Genomic DNA, 18,674 nt, shown 5'->3' with positions numbered 1-18,674 from the left:
ACCAGTGTGGGAGGGTTTACAGGTTTTGAATTAAGGCGCTTCGGCTTTGATTTCCTGATAACGCTTTTCCAGCTCCTGGCGAATCTGCCGACGTTGCTGGGCCTGCACAAAGCGGCGTTTGTCCTCGCTGTTCTGCGGCTGCAAGGGCGGCACGGCGGCGGGTTTGCGCTGGTCGTCCACGGCCACCATGGTGAAGAAGCAGCTGTTGGTATGGCGCACCGAGCGTTCACGAATGTTCTCGGTCACTACCTTGATGCCCACTTCCATCGAGGTATTGCCGGTGTAGTTGACCGACGCCAGGAAAGTCACCAGTTCACCGACATGGATCGGTTCGCGAAAAATCACCTGGTCCACCGACAGCGTCACCACGTAACGGCCGGCATAACGGCTGGCGCAGGCGTAGGCCACTTCGTCGAGATACTTAAGCAGCGTGCCGCCGTGGACATTGCCTGAGAAGTTGGCCATGTCAGGGGTCATCAATACCGTCATCGACAGCTGGGCGTTTCCGGGTTCCATAGCACACTCACGGGTTGTAGGCATTGGTTGGGGGAGGGGGCACCTCTGCGGGTGCTGAAGTCTTTGCAGCGCCATCCCTAACGGGACGCCAGTGGGCGGCTTGCCGTCACGCGCTCGGCGATCTGTTTCCATATATTGCACCGGCTTTTCAGCAGAAGTCGCGGTGTTAACCTTCAAAAGCCCATCTCAGGGCTTTTCTTACGTCCAAGGCAGACTTTTCCTTCCGCTCTTTGCGACCCTACAAAGGCGCGGCCGGAAGTGGGAAAAGCGCCAGTACCCTCAAGGAGCCCCTCGCCATGCACGCCATCAGCTTTATCCAGGACCTGGCCGTGATCATGCTGGTAGCAGGGGTCGTCACCATCCTGTTTCATCGCCTCAAACAGCCGGTGGTACTGGGCTATATCGTCGCGGGCTTCATTATCGGCCCCCATACTCCGCCGTTTGGCCTGATCCACGACGAAGACACCATCAAAACCCTGGCCGAGCTGGGGGTGATCTTCCTGATGTTCTGCCTGGGCCTGGAGTTCAGCCTGCGCAAGCTGTTCAAAGTGGGGGCCACGGCGTTTATCGCGGCGTTCCTTGAGATCGTCCTGATGATCTGGATCGGCTACGAGATCGGCCGCTGGTTCGATTGGAGCACCATGGACTCGCTGTTTCTCGGCGCGATCCTGGCGATCTCCTCGACCACCATCATCGTCAAGGCCCTCAATGACCTTAAGATGAAAGACCAGCGTTTCGCCCAGCTGATTTTTGGCGTGCTGATCGTCGAGGACATCCTGGGTATCGGCATCATTGCCTTGCTGTCGAGCATCGCCGTCAGTGGCACGGTCAGCTCCGGCGAGGTGTTCTCTACGGTCGGCAAGCTGTCCTTGTTCATGATCGTTGCGCTGGTGATCGGCATTTTGCTGGTGCCGCGCCTGCTGGCTTATGTGGCCAAGTTTGAAAGCAATGAGATGCTGCTGATCACCGTGCTGGGCTTGTGCTTCGGTTTCTGCCTGTTGGTGGTGAAGTTGGAATACAGCATGGTGCTCGGGGCCTTTTTGATTGGTGCGATCATGGCTGAATCCCGTCAATTGATTAAGATCGAGGGCCTGATCGAGCCGGTTCGCGACATGTTCAGTGCAATCTTCTTTGTCGCGATAGGGTTGATGATCGACCCTCATATCCTGCTGCAATACGCCTGGCCGATTGCGGTGATCACCGTGGCGGTGGTGCTGGGCAAGATGCTGTCCTGCGGCCTGGGAGCCTTTATCGCCGGCAATGATGGCCGCACTTCGCTGCGGGTCGGCATGGGGCTGTCACAGATTGGCGAATTTTCTTTCATCATTGCAGCATTGGGAATGACCCTGCAGGTGACCAGCGACTTCCTGTATCCGGTGGCGGTTGCTGTTTCGGCGATTACCACGCTGCTGACGCCCTACCTGATTCGCGGCGCCGATCCACTGTCATTGAAGATCGCAGCGGTGATGCCCAAGCGCATGAGCCGGGTCTTCGGCATGTATGGCGAGTGGCTGCGCAGCATCCAGCCCCAGGGCGAGGGGGCGATGCTGGCCTCGATGATTCGCAAGATCATCCTGCAGGTAGGGGTCAACCTGGCACTGGTGATCGCGATCTTCTTCGCTGGTAGTTATTTCGCCGCACGCATCGGCGGGTACCTGGAGGGTTGGATCAGTGATCCGAGCTGGCAGAAGGCATTGATCTGGGGTGGGGCACTGCTGTTATCGCTGCCATTCCTGATTGCGGCGTATCGCAAGCTCAAGGCGCTGTCGATGTTGTTGGCAGAGATGAGTGTGAAGCCGGAGATGGCCGGGCGGCATACCCAGCGCGTGCGACGGGTGATTGCGGAGCTGATCCCCCTATTGTCGCTGCTGGTGATCTTCCTGCTATTGGCAGCCTTGTCGGCCAGCATTCTGCCGACCAACAAGTTGCTGGTGCTGATTGCCGTGGTCACGGCTGCGGTGGCGGCGGTGCTCTGGCGCTGGTTTATCCGTGTGCATACGCGGATGCAAGTGGCGTTGCTGGAGACCCTGGATAACCACAAGGATACGCAGTAGGAGCGAGCGTGCTCGCGAAGATCGTTAGCGATAACGCGGGAAACCTGACACCCAGTGGCGCCCTCAGGTTTCTCGCGAGCAAGCTCGACTCCTGCAAAGGCCTCAGCTTTCCAGCCAGACGTCCCGCGCCCAGTGCCATACCGATTCCCAGGTTTCTTCGGTAACGAGTTCTTCTTCGCCGGACCACAGCACCACGGTGCCGTCTTCCTCGACGCAATAGTAGTCATCGCCGTCCTGGCAGATCGGGATCATGCTGCGGTCGACGCCGGCGTCCCAGGCGTTGGCGGCAACGTCCGGCAGGTAGGTATGGGATTGTGGGTCGGTGACGGTCACCGGCTCCAGGCTGCCGTACACCACATCACTGACGGTCAGCAGGAATTCGCGGAAGACAAACGGGATGTCGATGAACAGTTGTTCTTCGATTTCCACCAGTTGGTCTTCGTCAGGCAGCTCCAAAGGAACCGGGACCGGTTCGTTGGCTTCACGCAATTGTTCGATGATTTCTTCCACGGCCGGGATCCTCTTGCTAGATGGCGCGGTTTATAGGGGCGTTTTATACAGTAGCTCGCTATAAGTGCAACCGTGAAATAGAAAACCCCGGACATGTCCGGGGTTTTTGTTACCGCTTGCTCAAACGTGCAGGTTTCAGCCGTTCTGGCGGATACCGGCCACCAGCCATGGCTGGTCCTCGCCCTGGGCGCGTTCCATGTTCCAGCTTTCGCTGAACACTTCGCCCTGGTCGAAGCGCGAGGTCTTCGACACGCCGCTGAAGGTCAGGGTGGCGATAGTCTTGTCGGCGCGATCATCCACACCGTCCAGTTGTACGCGCAGGTCGTCGATGTAGGTCGACTGGAACGCGTCACCGATCTCGGCACGTTCGCGCTTGAGGAACTCCAGCAGTTGCGGGGTCACGAACTCGGAGATCTTGTCCATTTCGTTGGCGTCCCAGTGTTGTTGCAGGGACTGGAAGTGGCTGCGGGCCGCTTCGACGAAACGCTCTTCGTTGAACCAGGCCGGTGCGTTGATCACCGGACGGGCGGCAGCGGCAGGTGCTGCCGAACCACCGAAGATCGAACCCATGGCAGGCTTCTGCTCGAATACTTCACGCTGCATTGGCGCGCCGGCTGGAGCCAGGTGCTCCTGCTGCTTGCGACGACGGGCGGCGATAAAGCGGAAGATCACGAAAGCGATGACGGCCAGGATCAGGATGTCGAAGATCTGCATGCCCTCGAAGCCGCCGCCCATGAACATGGAGGCGAGCAGGCCACCGGCAGCGATACCGGCCAGAGGGCCCAGCCAGCGCGAAGCACCGCCGGCCTTGGCAGCAGCGCCAGCGGCACCGGCTGCGCCCGCAGTTGCGGCAGCACCGCCGGCACCGGCGGTTGGAGCCATCTGGCTGGTCTGGTGAGTCGGCGCCGCGCCTGAGCTTTTGCCGCCACCGAAGCGTTTGGCGTTGGCGTCGAGACTCATCGTCAAGCCGATGCACAACGCCATGGCGATGCTAAGAAAACGTTTCATAAAGGGAATTCCCATTTGTGGATTGCACGCGCGCCATGTTGCACAGGTGTCGTGACAGTGGCTAGCGGCATAATGTTTCGGGCTTTTGCGTAAGACTGAATCCGAAGGGTCTGTAGGACGTATTACAGATATTGGCCCGCGCTCGTGAAATACAAGGGCACAGCCGTAACCTTCATGTTGAACCGTTCTCTGTAGGAGCGAGCTTGCTCGCGAAAATCGTCAACGATAACGTGGGCATTCTGGAGGAACGCGTTGTCTGGACGTTCTTCGCGAGCGAGCTCGCTCCTACAAGGGAGGGTGTTAGACCGCTTCGAGCTTTGCGTAGCCCATCATCAGCCACTTGCTGCCTTCGGCGAAGTTCACCTGCACCCGCGCCTGGGCACCGGCGCCTTCGAAGTTGAGAATCACGCCCTCGCCGAAGATCGCATGCCTGACCTGCTGACCCAGGCTGAACGGGGTTTCCGGAATCTCGGAACCTGAGAACATGGTGCTGGAGTTCTGCTGCTGGCCGCCGCCGAACGGGCGGCTGACGCTGTTGGACAGGCGCACTTCCTGGATCAGCCCTTTCGGCACTTCACGTACAAAGCGCGACACCTTGTTGTAGGTCTCGCTGCCGTACAGGCGTCGGGTCTCGGCGTAAGTCATCACCAGGTTCTGCATCGCCCGGGTAATGCCCACATAGGCCAGGCGGCGTTCTTCCTCGAGGCGGCCGGGTTCTTCCAGGCTCATCTTGTGGGGGAACAGGCCTTCTTCCATGCCCACCAGGAACACATACGGAAACTCCAGGCCTTTGGCGCTGTGCAAGGTCATCAGCTGGATGCTGTCTTCGTGCTCATCGGCCTGGGTATCGCCAGCTTCCAGCGACGCGTGGCCCAGGAAGGCGGCGAGCGGCGTCAGCTCTTCGTCGTCCTCGGTATTTTCGAAGGCGCGGGCGGCGCTGACCAGTTCCTCAAGGTTTTCTACCCGGGCCTGGCCTTTCTCGCCTTTTTCCGCTTCGTGGTAAGCGATCAGCCCGGACTGCTCGATCACGGTCTGGGTCATCAGGTGCAGGGGCATTTCTGCGCACTTGGCGGCGAGGTTCTCGATCAACTCGACAAACACACCCAGAGCCCCGGCAGCGCGGCCGGTCAGGCCTTTGTTGGCGATCAGCAAACGCATGGCTTCCCACATCGACACATCGGCATGGCGTGCATGGTCGCGGATCGCTTCGACGGTTTTCTCGCCGATGCCACGGGCCGGAATATTGATCACCCGCTCCAGCGCCGCATCGTTGCCACGGCCTTCCAGCAAGCGCAGGTAGGCCATGGCGTTCTTGATTTCGGCACGTTCGAAAAAGCGCTGGCCGCCGTAGATGCGGTAGGGGATACGCTCGCGCAGCAAGGCTTCTTCCAATACCCGCGACTGGGCGTTGGAACGGTACAGGATCGCGATATCGCTGCGCGCCAGGCCGGTTTTCAGCGCGCTTTCGATGGTTTCCACCACGTAGCGCGCTTCATCGTGCTCGTTGAACGCCGCGTACAGGTTGATCGCTTCGCCTTCGCCGCCGTCGGTCCACAGCTCTTTGCCCAGGCGCCCGGTGTTGTTGGCGATCAAGGCATTGGCAGCCTTGAGGATCCCGGCGGTGGAGCGGTAGTTCTGCTCCAGGCGAATGGTCACCGCGTCCGGGAAATCTTCGGAGTACTGGTAGATGTTCTCGATTTTCGCGCCGCGCCAGCCGTAGATCGACTGGTCGTCATCACCCACCACCATCAGGCTGTCGCCGCCCTTGGCCAGCAGGCGCAACCAGGCGTACTGCACGGCGTTGGTGTCTTGGAACTCGTCCACCAGGATATGGCGGAAGCGCTTCTGGTAATGGGCCAGCAAACCGGGGTTGTCACGCCACAGGTCGAGGGCGCGCAGCAACAGTTCGGAGAAGTCGATCACGCCTGCACGCAAACACGCCGCCTCGTAGGCTTCATAAATGCTGCGCATGGTAGCCAGGAACAGATCGCCGCTGGCCTGGATATGCTGCGGGCGCAGGCCCTCGTCCTTCTGACCATTGATAAACCATTGGGCCTGGCGCGCCGGCCAACGCTGTTCGTCGAGGCCCAGTTCGCGGATCACGCGCTTGACCAGGCGTTGCTGGTCGTCGCTGTCGAGAATCTGGAAGGTCTGGCTCAGCCCCGCTTCCTGCCAATGCGCCCGCAACAAGCGGTGCGCCAGGCCGTGGAAAGTGCCCACCCACATGCCGGCCGGGCTGATGCCCATCAACTGCTCGATACGATGGCGCATCTCGGCAGCGGCCTTGTTGGTAAAGGTCACCGACAAGATGGAGTGCGGGGACGCGTTTTCGACCTGGATCAACCAGGCGATACGGTGCACCAGCACTCGGGTTTTACCGGAGCCAGCACCGGCCAGGACCAACTGACGGCCAACGGGGGCCGCTACGGCCTGGCGTTGGGCATCGTTGAGGGAGTTCAACAAAAGTGAGAGATCATCGCGCATCGACGCATTCTATGGGCCTAAGGGGGCTCGGGCAAATCCCAATGCCAGGTGGTCGACGCAAAACATCCGGAGCGCTGTCGACCGGGCAGACATTCTGCCGAGGGGGATGACCGGTTGGTCATCGGCCGCAGCCCGCGCCGCGTCTCGCTCAAGCCGTCTGGGCCAAAGGTTTGCGGCCGATCTTGGCGGGGTTTTTATGACCTGGAGCAGTTTGGTGCAGGCGCCTGCTTGTGTATGCTCCGTCGACGTTTCGGGCTCACCATTATAAGAACACCGCCTATGACCCTTAGCACCGACCTGTTCGGCCCCTCGGCGGCGCCGGCGCAGGTCATCCGTAAACACTATGCAACCCAAATGGCGGTCGAGCGCACACGCCTGCTATATCAGGGCTCATTGCTGCCGACGCTGCTGATGCTGGTCAATGGCCTGGTCTGCGCCTGGTTGCTTTGGAACCCCCAGCAATACCTGCTCGACAGCATTTGGTTGCTCTGGCTACTGGCCCTGGTGGCGATGCGTGTGATTCAGGTGGCGGCCTTTGATTCGGCGATGCCCAGCCGTCAGGCCCAGCCGGTGTGGCGGCGCATGTTCATGCTCGGTTCGGCGGTCAGTGGCTTGACGCTTTCTGTCGCGGCCATCGCCTTGGTACCTGCCGACAGCTTCATGCATCAGGCCTGGGTGTTTGGCCTGATCGGCGCCGCTTCATTGTCGGCCAGCGTGGCCTATGCCGTGAGCCTGTGGGCCTTCCTGTCGTTTGTCTTGCCGTGCCTGGTGCCGGCCATCGTCTATCTGTTCTGGAATGGCACGGCCCAGCAGCAGGGCTGGGGTGTGCTCGGCCTGATCCTGCTGGCGTCCCTGAGCCTGGTGGCCTGGCAGGTCAACCGGCTGATTCAGCGCGGGCTGTTGCGACGATTTCAGAACCAGGCCTTGATCGAGCATTTGCAACAGTCTCAGCAGCGCAGCGAACAGTTGAACCTGGAGCTGGTGCGTGAAGTCGAGCAGCGCCGCCAGGTTGAACAGGACTTGCGCGACGCCCAGGTCGGCCTCCAAGACGGTATGGCGCGACGCAGCCAGGAGCTGGATGCCGCCAGCCTTGCCCTGAATAAAAGCGAAGCGCGCCTGGCCATGGCCCTGCAAGCCAGCGAACTGGGTCTTTGGGATTGGAACCTGCAAACCGACGAAGTCCACCACACCCAACTCAAGGAGCTGTTCGGCCTGGAGCCCGAGTACGTCACGGCGATGCTCAGCCACCTCAAGCCGCGGCTGCACCCCGACGACCTGCCGCTGCTCAAGCGTGCGCTGGTGGAGCATCTCAAAGGCCGTAGCGAGGACTATCAGGTGGAATACCGGGTGCGCCATGGTGACGGGCATTGGGTGTGGATCCAGGACCGTGGCCGTGCGGTGGAGCGCGCGCCCAACGGCCGCGTGACCCGCATGCTCGGTACGCGCCGAGATATCAGCGCGAGTAAGGCGCTGGAAGAACAGCAACGGCTCGCCTCGACGGTGTTCGAGGCGGCCAGCGAAGGCATCGTGATCCTCGATCCCGAGTACGTGCTGATCGCGGTGAACCAGGCATTCAGCCGTGTCACCGGTTTTGACATCGACGACATGCTTGGCCGCAATGTGGTGGAACTGCCCAGCAGCCGCGATGCGCGACGCCACTTCCCGGTGATCCGCCAGGCGCTGCTCAGCCACGGTACCTGGCAGGGCGAGTTGGTGGAAACGCGCAAGAACGGCGAGCTCTACCCGCAGTGGCTGCAACTGAACGTAGTGCGCGATGTTCGGGGAAACGTCAGCCATATCGTGGGTTTTTTCGCCGATCTTTCGGCGCGGCGTGAATCCGAGGAGCGTATGCGCTACCTCACTCACTACGATGAACTGACCGGCCTGGCCAACCGCTCGCTGTTTCGCGAACGCCTGCGCGAGGCCCACCAGCGTGTGCGTCAGGGCGGGCGCAGCCTGGCGCTGCTGCATATCAACCTGGACCGCTTCAAGTTGCTCAATGACAGCTTGGGCCATGAAGTGGCCGACCAGTTATTGCAGAAAATGGCCCGGCGTTTGATCAACGCGTTGCCTGAAGCCGACACCATTGCGCGCCTGTCCGGTGACGAGTTTGCCGTGCTCTTCGACGCCTACGGCAACCTGTCGAGCCTGGCACGGGTGGCGACGCGGCTGCTGGCAAAACTGCGTGTACCGGTGACGGTGGAGGGGCATGAGCTGGTGGTCAGCGCCTCAATGGGGGTCAGTCTGCTGCCGGATAATGCGCGGGAAATTTCTGCATTGGTCAGCCAATCAAATATGGCCATGCAACACGCCAAGCACTTGGGCGGGAATAATTTCCAGTTTTACACCGACAGCCTGCAAGCCAGCACCCTGGAGCGTTTGCAGCTGGAAAATCACCTGCGTAAAGCCATCGAAGAGCGTCATTTGAGTGTGTTCTACCAGCCCAAACTGTGCCTGGCCACCGGCAAGCTGAATGCCGCCGAGGCGCTGATCCGCTGGGAGCATCCGCAATGGGGCATGGTGCCGCCGGGGGACTTTATCGGCCTGGCCGAAGAAACCGGCTTGATCGTGCCGTTGGGCGAGTTCGTGCTGCGCCAGGCGTGTTGGCAGGCTTGTGAGTGGCAGCGCCAGGGGCTCGCGCCGATTCGGGTATCAGTCAACTTGTCGGTGCATCAGTTGCGCCAGGGCAAGCTGGTCAGTCTGGTGCGCCAGGTCCTGGAAGAAACCGGCCTGGACCCGCAATACCTGGAGCTGGAGCTGACTGAAAGCCAGTTGCTCGACAGCGTTGAACACATCATCGCCACCTTCCAGCAGTTGCGCGACCTGGGGGTGAAACTGGCCATCGATGACTTTGGCACGGGTTATTCGTCCCTGAGCTACCTCAAGCGCATTCCGGTGGACTACGTGAAGATCGACCAGACCTTTATCCGTGGCCTTGGCCAGGGGCGTGAGGATGCGGCGATCACCCGTGCAATCATCGCCATGGCCCATGGGTTGGCGCTCAAGGTCGTGGCCGAAGGCGTGGAAGATCAGCAGCAGCTGGAGTTTCTCCGCGGTGAGCAGTGCGATGAAGTGCAGGGTTATCTGATCAGCCAGCCGATGCCGGCCGAAGGGCTGGCGGATTTGTTACGCAAAAATGCAGATTTTTCTTAACGCAGCGTAGGCCGAATTTATGGCTACATAGCGCCTGCCCGCTGAAACCAGAGGGGGAGCAGGGCGATTTAGTGATGCATCGAACGGGCAAAACGAGAATTCTTGTAGTATAACTACAAGCTTGCTACATCCCTGGCGCCTGCCAATAACAAGAGTCCTGCCCTTTGAACCTGTTGCAACATATCGCCCAGTCGCGCCACCTGTTACGCAAATCGGAACTCAAGGTTGCCGATCATGTGCTGCTTGATCCTGCGGCCGTGATGCACAGTTCCATGGCCGACCTGGCCCACAGCGTGGGCATCAGTGAGCCGACCATCGTGCGCTTTTGCCGCGCCATTGGCTGCTCCGGGTTCCAGGATCTGAAACTCAAGCTGGCACAGAGCCTGGCGGCCGGCGCGAGCTTTGGCCAGTTTGCGATTCATGAAGACGACTCCGTCGCTGACTACAGCCTGAAAATCTTCGACACCACCTTGCATACCCTGATGGAAGTGCGCGAGAAGCTTGACCCGGTGGAGCTGCAAAAGGCGGTGACTGCCATGTCCCAGGCCCAGCGCGTCGAGTTCTATGGCTTTGGTGCCTCGGGCGCGGTGGCGGCCGATGCCCAGCACAAGTTCTTTCGCCTGCTACTGACGGCTGCGGCCTACAGCGACCCGCACATGCAGGCAATGTCGGCAGTGACCTTGAAGCCCACTGACGTGGCGATCTGTATATCCCAGTCCGGTCGTTCCAAAGATTTGCTGATCACCGCCAACCTGGTGCGTGAGAGCGGCGCTTCGCTGATTACCCTGTGCCCGAGCCAGACGCCATTGGCGGAACTGTCCACGGTGAACCTGGCGATCGACGTGCATGAAGACACCGAAATCTATACGCCGCTGACCTCGCGCATCGCTCACCTGGTGGTGATCGACGTGCTGGCGATGGGCGTGGCCATGGCCCGTGGCCCGAGCCTGGTCAACCACCTCAAGAGCGTCAAGCGCAGCTTGCGCAGCCTGCGCCTGTCGCCCAAATCCGTCAAAGCCCTCGACGACTAAAAAAAACTGTACACAGAACTCAATGTGGGAGGGGGCTTGCTCCCGATAGCAGTAGGTCAGTCAATGAATCTGTGACTGAAACTCCGCTATCGGGAGCAAGCCCCCTCCCACATTAGATTTTCCATGCATCCAGAATCTTCATCAGGCTGTCATCGCCCCGTCATCCCCCGCGTCCACCCTGTACTCCCCCGTACTCGCATTGGGAGACTCCAAATGACCCGGCACTACGAAGACAGCAACAGCACCGTCAAGACCCGTCGTCAGCAGGAAGACCAGCGCCGCATGGCGTTCCGTCGCGCCATCGAAGACCGTTGCGAAGAGCGCCAGTTGCTCCAGAGCATCACTGACTACCCGGAACTCCATTGGCAGGCACCCGTGGCCGCCCAGCGAAACGCTCAGCCAGCGCGCTGATCTGCACCCGTTCGCTGCGAATAAAGCCCAGGAACGCATGGGCCACTGGTGACAGGCGTTTAGCCTTGGCCTGCACCAGGCACCAGCTGCGGTACAGCGGCAGTTCTTCCACCGGCAGCTCCTTGAGCCCGCCGGTGGCCAGTTCCAGGTTCAAGGCGTGGCGCGTCAGCAGGGCCACGCCCAAACCTGCTGCCACGCACTCACGCTGCGCCTCGGCCGAGGCCACTTCCACTGTCTGGGTGAAGTGCACGCGTTTTTCCTTGAAGTATTCCTCGCAGGCCAGCCGCGTGCCGGAACCTGGCTCGCGGATCAGCAGTGTGTAAGGCTCCAGGTCTTGCAGACGCAACGGCCCTTGCAGGCTCAACGGATGATCCGGCAGTGCCACGGCGACAATTGGGTTGTTGAGAAACGGCAGGAATTCCAGGCCCATGTCCTGAGGCACCATGGACATGATCACCAAATCGTCGCGGTTGTCTGAAAGCCTGCGGATTACCTGGGCACGATTGACGACCGTCAAGTGCAGTTGCACCTCCGGGTGCTGGCGCTTGAAGGCGGCAAACAGGTGCGGCACGAAATACTTGGCGCTCGATTCCACCGCCAGTTTCAGCTGGCCCTGCAGCGAGCCCTGCATGTCCGATAGCTGCATGTCGAGGTTTTCCAGGCGCCCGAAGATATCGCGGCTGGCCCGTTGCAGGGCTTCGGCGGCCTCGGTCATGTAGAGCTTTTTACCGACATAATCGAACAGCGGCTGGCCGATCAGCTCTTCCAGCTGACGAATCTGCAGACTGACGGCGGGTTGCGTCAGGGACATTTCCTCGGCCGCGCGGCTGTAGGAGCGCAGGTCGCAAACCTCATGAAAGATCTGCAATTGACGTAATGTCAGTCTCATCAGTGACTTACGCATTATTTAGATCCCTTCACCGCAGGCTATTCAGCCAACTATAAGTCTTTGCTTATGCATGACCCAATAATTATTGATTTTTGTTAATCCCTTGGCGGGCTTAGTGTGTGTCTCGCGACTGTCATGAAACATTTGGTCACGCGCCGACCAGTTCCATCAGGTCGAAGACGCAGCAATCGGCTCAAGGGAATTTCCAAGTGATAAAAAAGATCCTGATCGCCAACCGTGGTGAAATTGCCGTACGAATCGTACGTGCCTGCGCCGAGATGGGCATTCGCTCGGTCGCGGTCTACTCGGACGCCGACCGCCACGCGTTGCACGTCAAGCGTGCCGACGAGGCTCACAGCATTGGTGCCGAGCCCCTGGCCGGCTACCTGAACCCGCGCAAGCTGGTGAACCTGGCCGTGGAAACCGGTTGCGACGCCCTGCACCCCGGCTACGGCTTCCTGTCAGAAAATGCTGAACTGGCGGACATTTGCGCCGAACGCGGGATCAAGTTCATTGGCCCGTCGGCCGAAGTGATCCGTCGCATGGGCGACAAGACCGAAGCGCGCCGCAGCATGATCAAGGCCGGTGTGCCGGTCACTCCCGGTACTGAAGGCAACGTCGCCGATATCCACGAAGCGCTTACTGAAGGCGACCGCATCGGTTACCCGGTGATGCTCAAGGCCACTTCTGGTGGCGGCGGTCGTGGCATCCGTCGTTGCAACAGCCGCGAAGAACTTGAACAAGCCTTCCCCCGCGTTATCTCCGAAGCCACCAAGGCGTTCGGTTCGGCGGAAGTGTTCCTGGAAAAATGCATCGTCAATCCCAAGCACATCGAGGCGCAGATCCTCGGTGACAGCTTTGGCAACGTGGTGCATTTGTTCGAGCGTGATTGCTCGATCCAGCGTCGTAACCAGAAACTCATCGAAATTGCCCCAAGCCCCCAGCTGACCCCCGAACAGCGCGCCTACATCGGCGACCTGTCGGTGCGCGCCGCCAAGGCCGTGGGCTACGAGAACGCCGGCACCGTGGAGTTCCTGCTCGCCGAGGGCGAGGTGTACTTCATGGAGATGAACACCCGGGTGCAGGTGGAACACACCATCACCGAAGAAATCACCGGGATCGATATCGTGCGCGAGCAGATTCGCATCGCGTCGGGCCTGCCGCTGTCGGTGAAACAGGAAGATATCCAGCATCGTGGCTTTGCGTTGCAGTTCCGTATCAACGCCGAGGACCCGAAGAACAACTTCCTGCCCAGCTTCGGCAAGATCACCCGTTACTACGCACCCGGCGGCCCCGGCGTACGCACCGACACGGCGATCTACACCGGCTACACCATCCCGCCGTTCTACGACTCCATGTGCCTGAAACTGGTGGTGTGGGCGTTGACCTGGGAAGAGGCCATGGACCGCGGCCTGCGAGCCCTGGACGACATGCGCCTGCAAGGCGTGAAGACCACCGCCGCCTACTACCAGGAAATCCTGCGCAACCCGGAATTTCGCAGTGGCCAGTTCAACACCAGTTTCGTGGAAAGCCATCCTGAGCTGACCAACTACTCGATCAAGCGCAAACCCGAAGAGCTGGCCCTGGCCATCGCCGCCGCCATCGCCGCCCACGCAGGCCTGTGAGGAACATTCCAATGACTAAAAAAATCTTCGTAACCGACACCATCCTGCGCGACGCCCACCAATCGTTGCTGGCCACCCGCATGCGCACCGACGACATGCTGCCGATCTGCGACAAGCTCGACAAAGTCGGCTACTGGTCCCTGGAAGTCTGGGGCGGCGCGACCTTCGATGCCTGCGTGCGCTTCCTCAAGGAAGACCCGTGGGAGCGCCTGCGCCAACTGCGCGCCGCGTTGCCCAACACGCGCCTGCAAATGCTGCTGCGCGGCCAGAACCTGCTGGGTTACCGCCACTACAGCGATGACGTGGTAAGGGCTTTCGTGGCCAAGGCGGCGGTTAACGGTATCGACGTGTTCCGTATCTTCGACGCCATGAATGACGTGCGTAACCTGCGCGTGGCCATCGAAGCTGTCAAAGCCGCTGGTAAACATGCCCAGGGCACCATCGCCTACACCACTAGCCCGGTGCACACCGTCGAGGCCTTCGTGGCCCAGGCCAAGCAGTTGGAATCCATGGGTTGCGACTCGATCGCGATCAAGGACATGGCCGGCCTGCTGACCCCGTACGCCACCGGCGAACTGGTCAAGGCGCTGAAAGCCGAACAGAACCTGCCGATTTTTATCCATTCCCACGACACCGCCGGTTTGGCTGCGATGTGCCAACTCAAGGCCATCGAAAACGGTGCCGATCATATCGACACCGCCATTTCCAGCTTCGCCTGGGGCACCAGCCACCCGGGTACCGAGTCGATGGTCGCGGCGCTTAAAGGCAGCGAATTCGACACGGGCCTGGATCTGGAGCTGCTGCAGGAGATCGGCCTGTACTTCTACGCCGTGCGCAAAAAGTACCACCAGTTCGAAAGCGAATTCACCGCCGTCGACACCCGCGTGCAAGTCAACCAGGTGCCGGGCGGGATGATTTCCAACCTGGCCAACCAGTTGAAAGAGCAGGGCGCCCTCAATCGCATGAGTGAAGTGCTGGCCGAAATCCCCCGTGTGCGTGAAGACCTGGGCTTCCCCCCGCTGGTCACCCCGACCTCGCAGATCGTCGGCACCCAAGCGTTCTTCAACGTGCTGGCCGGCGAGCGTTACAAGACCATCACCAACGAAGTGAAGCTCTATCTACAAGGCGGCTATGGCAAGGCGCCCGGCACCGTGAACGAGAAACTGCGTCGCCAGGCCATCGGCAGCGAAGAAGTGATCGACGTGCGTCCGGCCGATTTGCTCAAGCCGGAAATGACCAAACTGCGCGGCGAAATCGGCGCGTTGGCCAAGTCTGAGGAAGACGTGCTGACCTACGCCATGTTCCCGGACATTGGGCGTAAATTCCTTGAAGAGCGCGACGCCGGCACCCTGGCACCGGAAGTGCTGCTGCCGATTCCGGAAGCCGGTGGCGTGGCCCGTGCCGGTGGCGAAGGTGTGCCGACCGAATTCGTCATCGATGTCCATGGCGAAAGCTACCGCGTCGACATTACCGGCGTGGGGGTGAAGGCCGAAGGCAAGCGCCACTTCTACCTGTCCATCGACGGCATGCCGGAAGAAGTGGTGTTCGAACCGCTCAACGAGTTTGTCAGCAGCGGCGGCAGCAAACGCAAGCACGCCACCGAGCCGGGCCATGTGAGCACGGCGATGCCGGGCAATATCGTCGACGTGCTGGTCAAGGAAGGCGATGTGGTCAAGGCTGGCCAGGCGGTACTGATTACCGAAGCCATGAAGATGGAAACCGAAGTGCAGGCAGCGATTGCCGGCAAGGTGACCGCCGTTCATGTGGCCAAGGGCGACCGGGTCAACCCTGGCGAAATCCTGATCGAGATCGAAGGCTGATTACAGCCTTCGAGACTAACGTTTAATCCTCGGGGGGGCAGGTGCTCCCCTTTTTTTCGCCCGTTATTCAGCGTTCGGCAGCGTTAGAAGCTCACCTTCCACTGCCCCATCAAACCTTGGTCGCGACCGTGGTTGCCGCTTTGGCTGGTATAGGTCAGGCCGATACTGTGTTGGGTCGAGAAGGCCAGGTCCAGACCCGCTTGCAGGTCCAGGCTGTCGCGATCCAGGGCGGTGCCAGTGATGGTGAATGCATCGATCAGGGCTGGCGCATGGCGCGAAGACTGGTTGACCTGGCTGCTGACGTCGCCATAGAGGTGTTTCCAACTGGTGCTCAGGTGGGGTGTGAGGCTCATCTTGTTGTCGAACCGATACACCGTCGCTACGCGCAGGCCGAGGGTGCTGTTCAGGTTTCGCTGGGTCTGTGGGCCGACATTCAACGCGGTTCGGCCGCCGCTCTCTTTGAAGCGTTCGCGTTGGTAGCGCTGGTAGCCCAGGCCGACGAAAGGTTCGACACTGGAATCGCCACTGCCCAGTTGATAGCCAAGTTCGGAGAACAGCGTTTGACTGTGGGCGTTGTAGCTGCTCTTGAGCGACTCCGTGTGATTCAGAAGGCTGACGTTGCGTTTGTTCTGGCCGGCATGCTTGCTGTAGATCGCCCCCATGCGCAAGGCCAAAGGGCCATCCTGGCGCACGGCATAGCCGCCCAGGTGCCAGCTGTCCAGATCAGCGGCAAAACGCGCAGCATCGAAGCGGCCGGAGGTTTTGGCGCCCATGACGCCCACTCGCCAGGCTGAGTCGACTGCCCAGTCGGCGCCCAGCAGCAGGCCCTGGGTATCGTGTTTCAGGCCAGCACTGCCGTGCTGTGAATCAAGGCTGCCACCGTTACCCAGGCCCTGCACCCAGAAGTGGCCGTCGTCTTCAGTGGGCAGTGTGCGCAAAGTGGAGAGCAATTGGCTGCTCAGGTGTTGCGTGGTGCGCTGGGTCGCGGCGGCCAGGTTGGCGTTTTGGCTGGCGGCCAATTGCTCAAGGGCTGCACCGATGCCTCCGGGCTGTTTGCTCAGTTGGTCGAGTTTCTTCTGCATGTCCTTGAGCTCTTCGGCGCTCATCTGGCCGGATGCAACCAGTCGAATCAAGGCCGGTTCCAGCACCTTGGCGACCTGTAGACCGTTGTGCGAGGTGGCCTGCTGCGTAAGGAAACCGTCGAAAGGCGGCGGAATGGGCGGGGCCCCGAACCCGGACATGAACTCCCACTGAGCGGGAGCCGCGTCGTAGGGCGACCGATATTCGATATCGCCGCGCGCGTGCACGGGTTGAAAACTGGCGGTTGCCGCAAGGCTGATGACTATCGCGATTCTTTGGGGTGTAAAGGGCATGAATTCCCAACCTCTGATGAATGAGGCCGGGAATTTAGCGGGGGCGCGGGACGATAAATGTCAGGCCAGTGACCGCTGGCTTGCGGGAGTTGTCTTCGGTGAGATGCGATTAAAAACTCATGGGCTCGACAGCAATATCAAACCGTAAAATCGCTGAACGTAGCCAAGGCAGAGCGCCATAGGTTCTGAGCTTCAACCGCGGCGCACATAACCCTTGCCGAAATGCCGTTCCATGCGCGCCTGGATCAGCTCCAGGGCCAGTGACATCACCCAGTAAATAATCGCCGCCGTGGTGAGCATCTCGATATAGCGGTAGCTGGAGCGACCATAGGACTGCGCCAGGAACATCACTTCCCATACCCCCATTACCGAAATCAACGACGAATCCTTGAGCATCGAGATGAACTGGTTGGTGGCTGGCGGGATGATGGTGCGCATCGCCTGGGGCAAGGTGACGTGCCAGAAGATCTCCCTGTCGCGCATGCCCAGGGCCAGCGCGGCTTCGCGTTGACCATGGGGGACGCCGAGGATGCCGGCGCGGAAAATCTCGCTCAGGTAGGCGCCATAGTTCAGCGACAACGCAATGATCCCGGCGACGATGGCGCCTGGCACCAGGCCCAGCTGCGGCAGGCCCAGGTAAATCAGCAGGATCTGGATCAGCAGCGGCGTGCCACGAAAGAACGAGGCGTAGAAACTGGCAATGCCAAACGCCACTGCGCTTTTCGACAGACGCCCCAGCGCTGTGATAAAGCCCAGCACCGATGAGGCAACTATGGCGCACAGGCACAGGAACAGTGTCAGCGCCGCACCTTGCAGAAAGCCATTGGGTGCCAGGTGCAGACCGACCAGGTTGGGCAGCTTGTCGAGGATGATCGAGAACTTCAGGTCAAAGCTCAGGAAGAAACTGGCAAACAGGGCAAACAGTACCGCCCAGGTCAGGTAAAGCCGTAAACGAAAGCTCATTGGCTGATGTCGGCGCCGATCCATTTTTGCGACAGCTTGCTCAAGGTGCCGTCCTGTTTGAGCTGGGCGAAGACCTCACGCACTTTGCTGTCCCATTGCGCGTCGCCTTTCTCGATGGCTACCGAGTTGGGCTCCGAATACAACGGCGTGCCGGCGAGCTTGAAGCGTTTATCTTGCGTCAGGCGCGGCTGCGCGGTCACCAGGTTGGTAAGGATCGCATCCAGGCGCACGCCCGCACCCAGGCCGAGGTCCTGGAACGCTACGTTGTCGGTGTCGTACGGGGCGATCTGCACATCTTCGAACGGGTACTGCAGCTGGGTATCTTCGGCGCCCTCGATCACCAGGTTCTTGTTCAAATAACTTTCGTAGCTGGAGGCACTGGTGAGGCCGACTTTCTTGCCGCTCAGGTCTTTGGCTTCGTGGATACGATCATCCTTGGCGTTGACCACAATCACGGCGGGCGAGGCATAGTATTGCACCGGGAAGTCGAACACCTCGGCACGCGCCTTGCTCGGGGTCATGGAGCAGATACAAATGTCGTAGCGCCCGCTCCAGCGGCCGGCGGCGATCACGTCCCACGACGGCGTTTCCAGGCGCAGCTTCACCCCCAGTTTTTGTGCCACGGCCTTGGCCACGTCCACGTCGAAACCGTCGAGCTGGTTCTGCTCGTTTAGAAATGAAAACGGCGGATAGCTTTCCATCAGCACGCCGACCAACTCTTTTTTCTGCTCGATCCGGTCCAGGGTGACGCCGCCAAAGGCTTGGGTGGAAGCGGCCAACATCGTCAGGCCGAGGGCCTGCAGCAGTCTGAGTTTCAAAATCGAGCACCTGAATAAA

General features: G+C 60.3%; 14 protein-coding genes. 6 read left to right on the top strand and 8 right to left on the bottom strand.

Features of this window, described 5'->3' with window-relative positions; all coding sequences use genetic code 11:
• Positions 1–30: 30 nt before the first annotated feature.
• Positions 31–516: an acyl-CoA thioesterase gene (locus tag ASD70_RS22765; protein WP_046070163.1), complete on the bottom strand. Its 486-nt coding sequence runs from the start codon at positions 514–516 to the stop codon at positions 31–33.
• A gap of 296 nt (positions 517–812) precedes the next feature.
• On the opposite strand from ASD70_RS22765, the gene ASD70_RS22760 reads away from it, so the two are divergent.
• Entirely contained in the window at positions 813–2,570 is a 1,758-nt protein-coding gene (locus ASD70_RS22760; protein WP_046070162.1) for a cation:proton antiporter, read from the top strand.
• A gap of 102 nt (positions 2,571–2,672) precedes the next feature.
• Here the strand turns inward: ASD70_RS22760 and ASD70_RS22755 are convergent, their stop codons facing one another.
• From ASD70_RS22755 to uvrD, 3 genes are all read right to left on the bottom strand, one after another.
• The gene (locus ASD70_RS22755) at positions 2,673–3,080 is read right to left on the bottom strand and encodes an SMI1/KNR4 family protein (RefSeq protein ID WP_017739032.1); all 408 of its coding nucleotides are present in this window, start codon (positions 3,078–3,080) and stop codon (positions 2,673–2,675) included.
• A 135-nt stretch (positions 3,081–3,215) separates the two neighbouring features.
• The gene (locus ASD70_RS22750) at positions 3,216–4,088 is read right to left on the bottom strand and encodes a Tim44 domain-containing protein (RefSeq protein WP_043048169.1); all 873 of its coding nucleotides are present in this window, start codon (positions 4,086–4,088) and stop codon (positions 3,216–3,218) included.
• 300 nt (positions 4,089–4,388) lie between these two features.
• Entirely contained in the window at positions 4,389–6,572 is a 2,184-nt protein-coding gene (gene uvrD / locus ASD70_RS22745; RefSeq protein ID WP_046070161.1) for a DNA helicase II, read from the bottom strand.
• 279 nt (positions 6,573–6,851) lie between these two features.
• On the opposite strand from uvrD, the gene ASD70_RS22740 reads away from it, so the two are divergent.
• From ASD70_RS22740 to ASD70_RS28640, 3 genes are all read left to right on the top strand, one after another.
• A complete protein-coding gene (locus tag ASD70_RS22740; RefSeq protein WP_046070160.1) occupies positions 6,852–9,725 on the top strand; it encodes a putative bifunctional diguanylate cyclase/phosphodiesterase in 2,874 nt (957 codons plus the stop codon).
• Between the two features lie 164 nt (positions 9,726–9,889).
• Positions 9,890–10,756, top strand: a complete 867-nt coding sequence (hexR, locus tag ASD70_RS22735; RefSeq protein WP_003177007.1) for a transcriptional regulator HexR — start codon at positions 9,890–9,892, stop codon at positions 10,754–10,756.
• A 213-nt stretch (positions 10,757–10,969) separates the two neighbouring features.
• The gene (locus ASD70_RS28640) at positions 10,970–11,167 is read left to right on the top strand and encodes a PA3496 family putative envelope integrity protein (protein ID WP_080944696.1); all 198 of its coding nucleotides are present in this window, start codon (positions 10,970–10,972) and stop codon (positions 11,165–11,167) included.
• Here ASD70_RS28640 and ASD70_RS22725 read toward each other — a convergent pair.
• Complete coding sequence (locus ASD70_RS22725) at positions 11,097–12,071, bottom strand: LysR family transcriptional regulator (RefSeq protein ID WP_046070159.1); 975 nt, start codon at positions 12,069–12,071, stop codon at positions 11,097–11,099. The genes ASD70_RS28640 and ASD70_RS22725 overlap by 71 nt on opposite strands.
• A 194-nt stretch (positions 12,072–12,265) precedes the next feature.
• Between ASD70_RS22725 and ASD70_RS22720 the strand changes: the two genes are divergently transcribed.
• Both ASD70_RS22720 and oadA read left to right on the top strand, forming a co-directional pair.
• Entirely contained in the window at positions 12,266–13,681 is a 1,416-nt protein-coding gene (locus ASD70_RS22720; protein ID WP_003195732.1) for an acetyl-CoA carboxylase biotin carboxylase subunit, read from the top strand.
• A gap of 11 nt (positions 13,682–13,692) precedes the next feature.
• Positions 13,693–15,501, top strand: a complete 1,809-nt coding sequence (gene oadA, locus ASD70_RS22715) for a sodium-extruding oxaloacetate decarboxylase subunit alpha (protein WP_046070158.1) — start codon at positions 13,693–13,695, stop codon at positions 15,499–15,501.
• Between the two features lie 83 nt (positions 15,502–15,584).
• Here oadA and ASD70_RS22710 read toward each other — a convergent pair whose 3' ends face one another.
• The 3 genes from ASD70_RS22710 to ASD70_RS22700 form a co-directional block, all read right to left on the bottom strand.
• Positions 15,585–16,874 (bottom strand): autotransporter outer membrane beta-barrel domain-containing protein, encoded by a 1,290-nt coding sequence (locus tag ASD70_RS22710; RefSeq protein ID WP_056847500.1) that lies wholly within the window; start codon positions 16,872–16,874, stop codon positions 15,585–15,587.
• A gap of 192 nt (positions 16,875–17,066) precedes the next feature.
• Positions 17,067–17,837 (bottom strand): amino acid ABC transporter permease, encoded by a 771-nt coding sequence (locus tag ASD70_RS22705; protein ID WP_046070156.1) that lies wholly within the window; start codon positions 17,835–17,837, stop codon positions 17,067–17,069.
• Positions 17,834–18,655, bottom strand: coding sequence for an ABC transporter substrate-binding protein (locus tag ASD70_RS22700; protein ID WP_056847499.1), 822 nt, complete (start codon positions 18,653–18,655; stop codon positions 17,834–17,836). The genes ASD70_RS22705 and ASD70_RS22700 overlap by 4 nt, the downstream gene beginning before the upstream one ends.
• Positions 18,656–18,674 lie beyond the last annotated feature (19 nt).

Origin of the sequence: Pseudomonas sp. Root569 (assembly GCF_001427465.1) — a bacterium.
GTDB lineage: Bacteria > Pseudomonadota > Gammaproteobacteria > Pseudomonadales > Pseudomonadaceae > Aquipseudomonas > Aquipseudomonas synxantha.
Note: the sequence above shows the minus strand (reverse complement) of the source record. Positions and strands in the feature narration are given on the sequence as shown.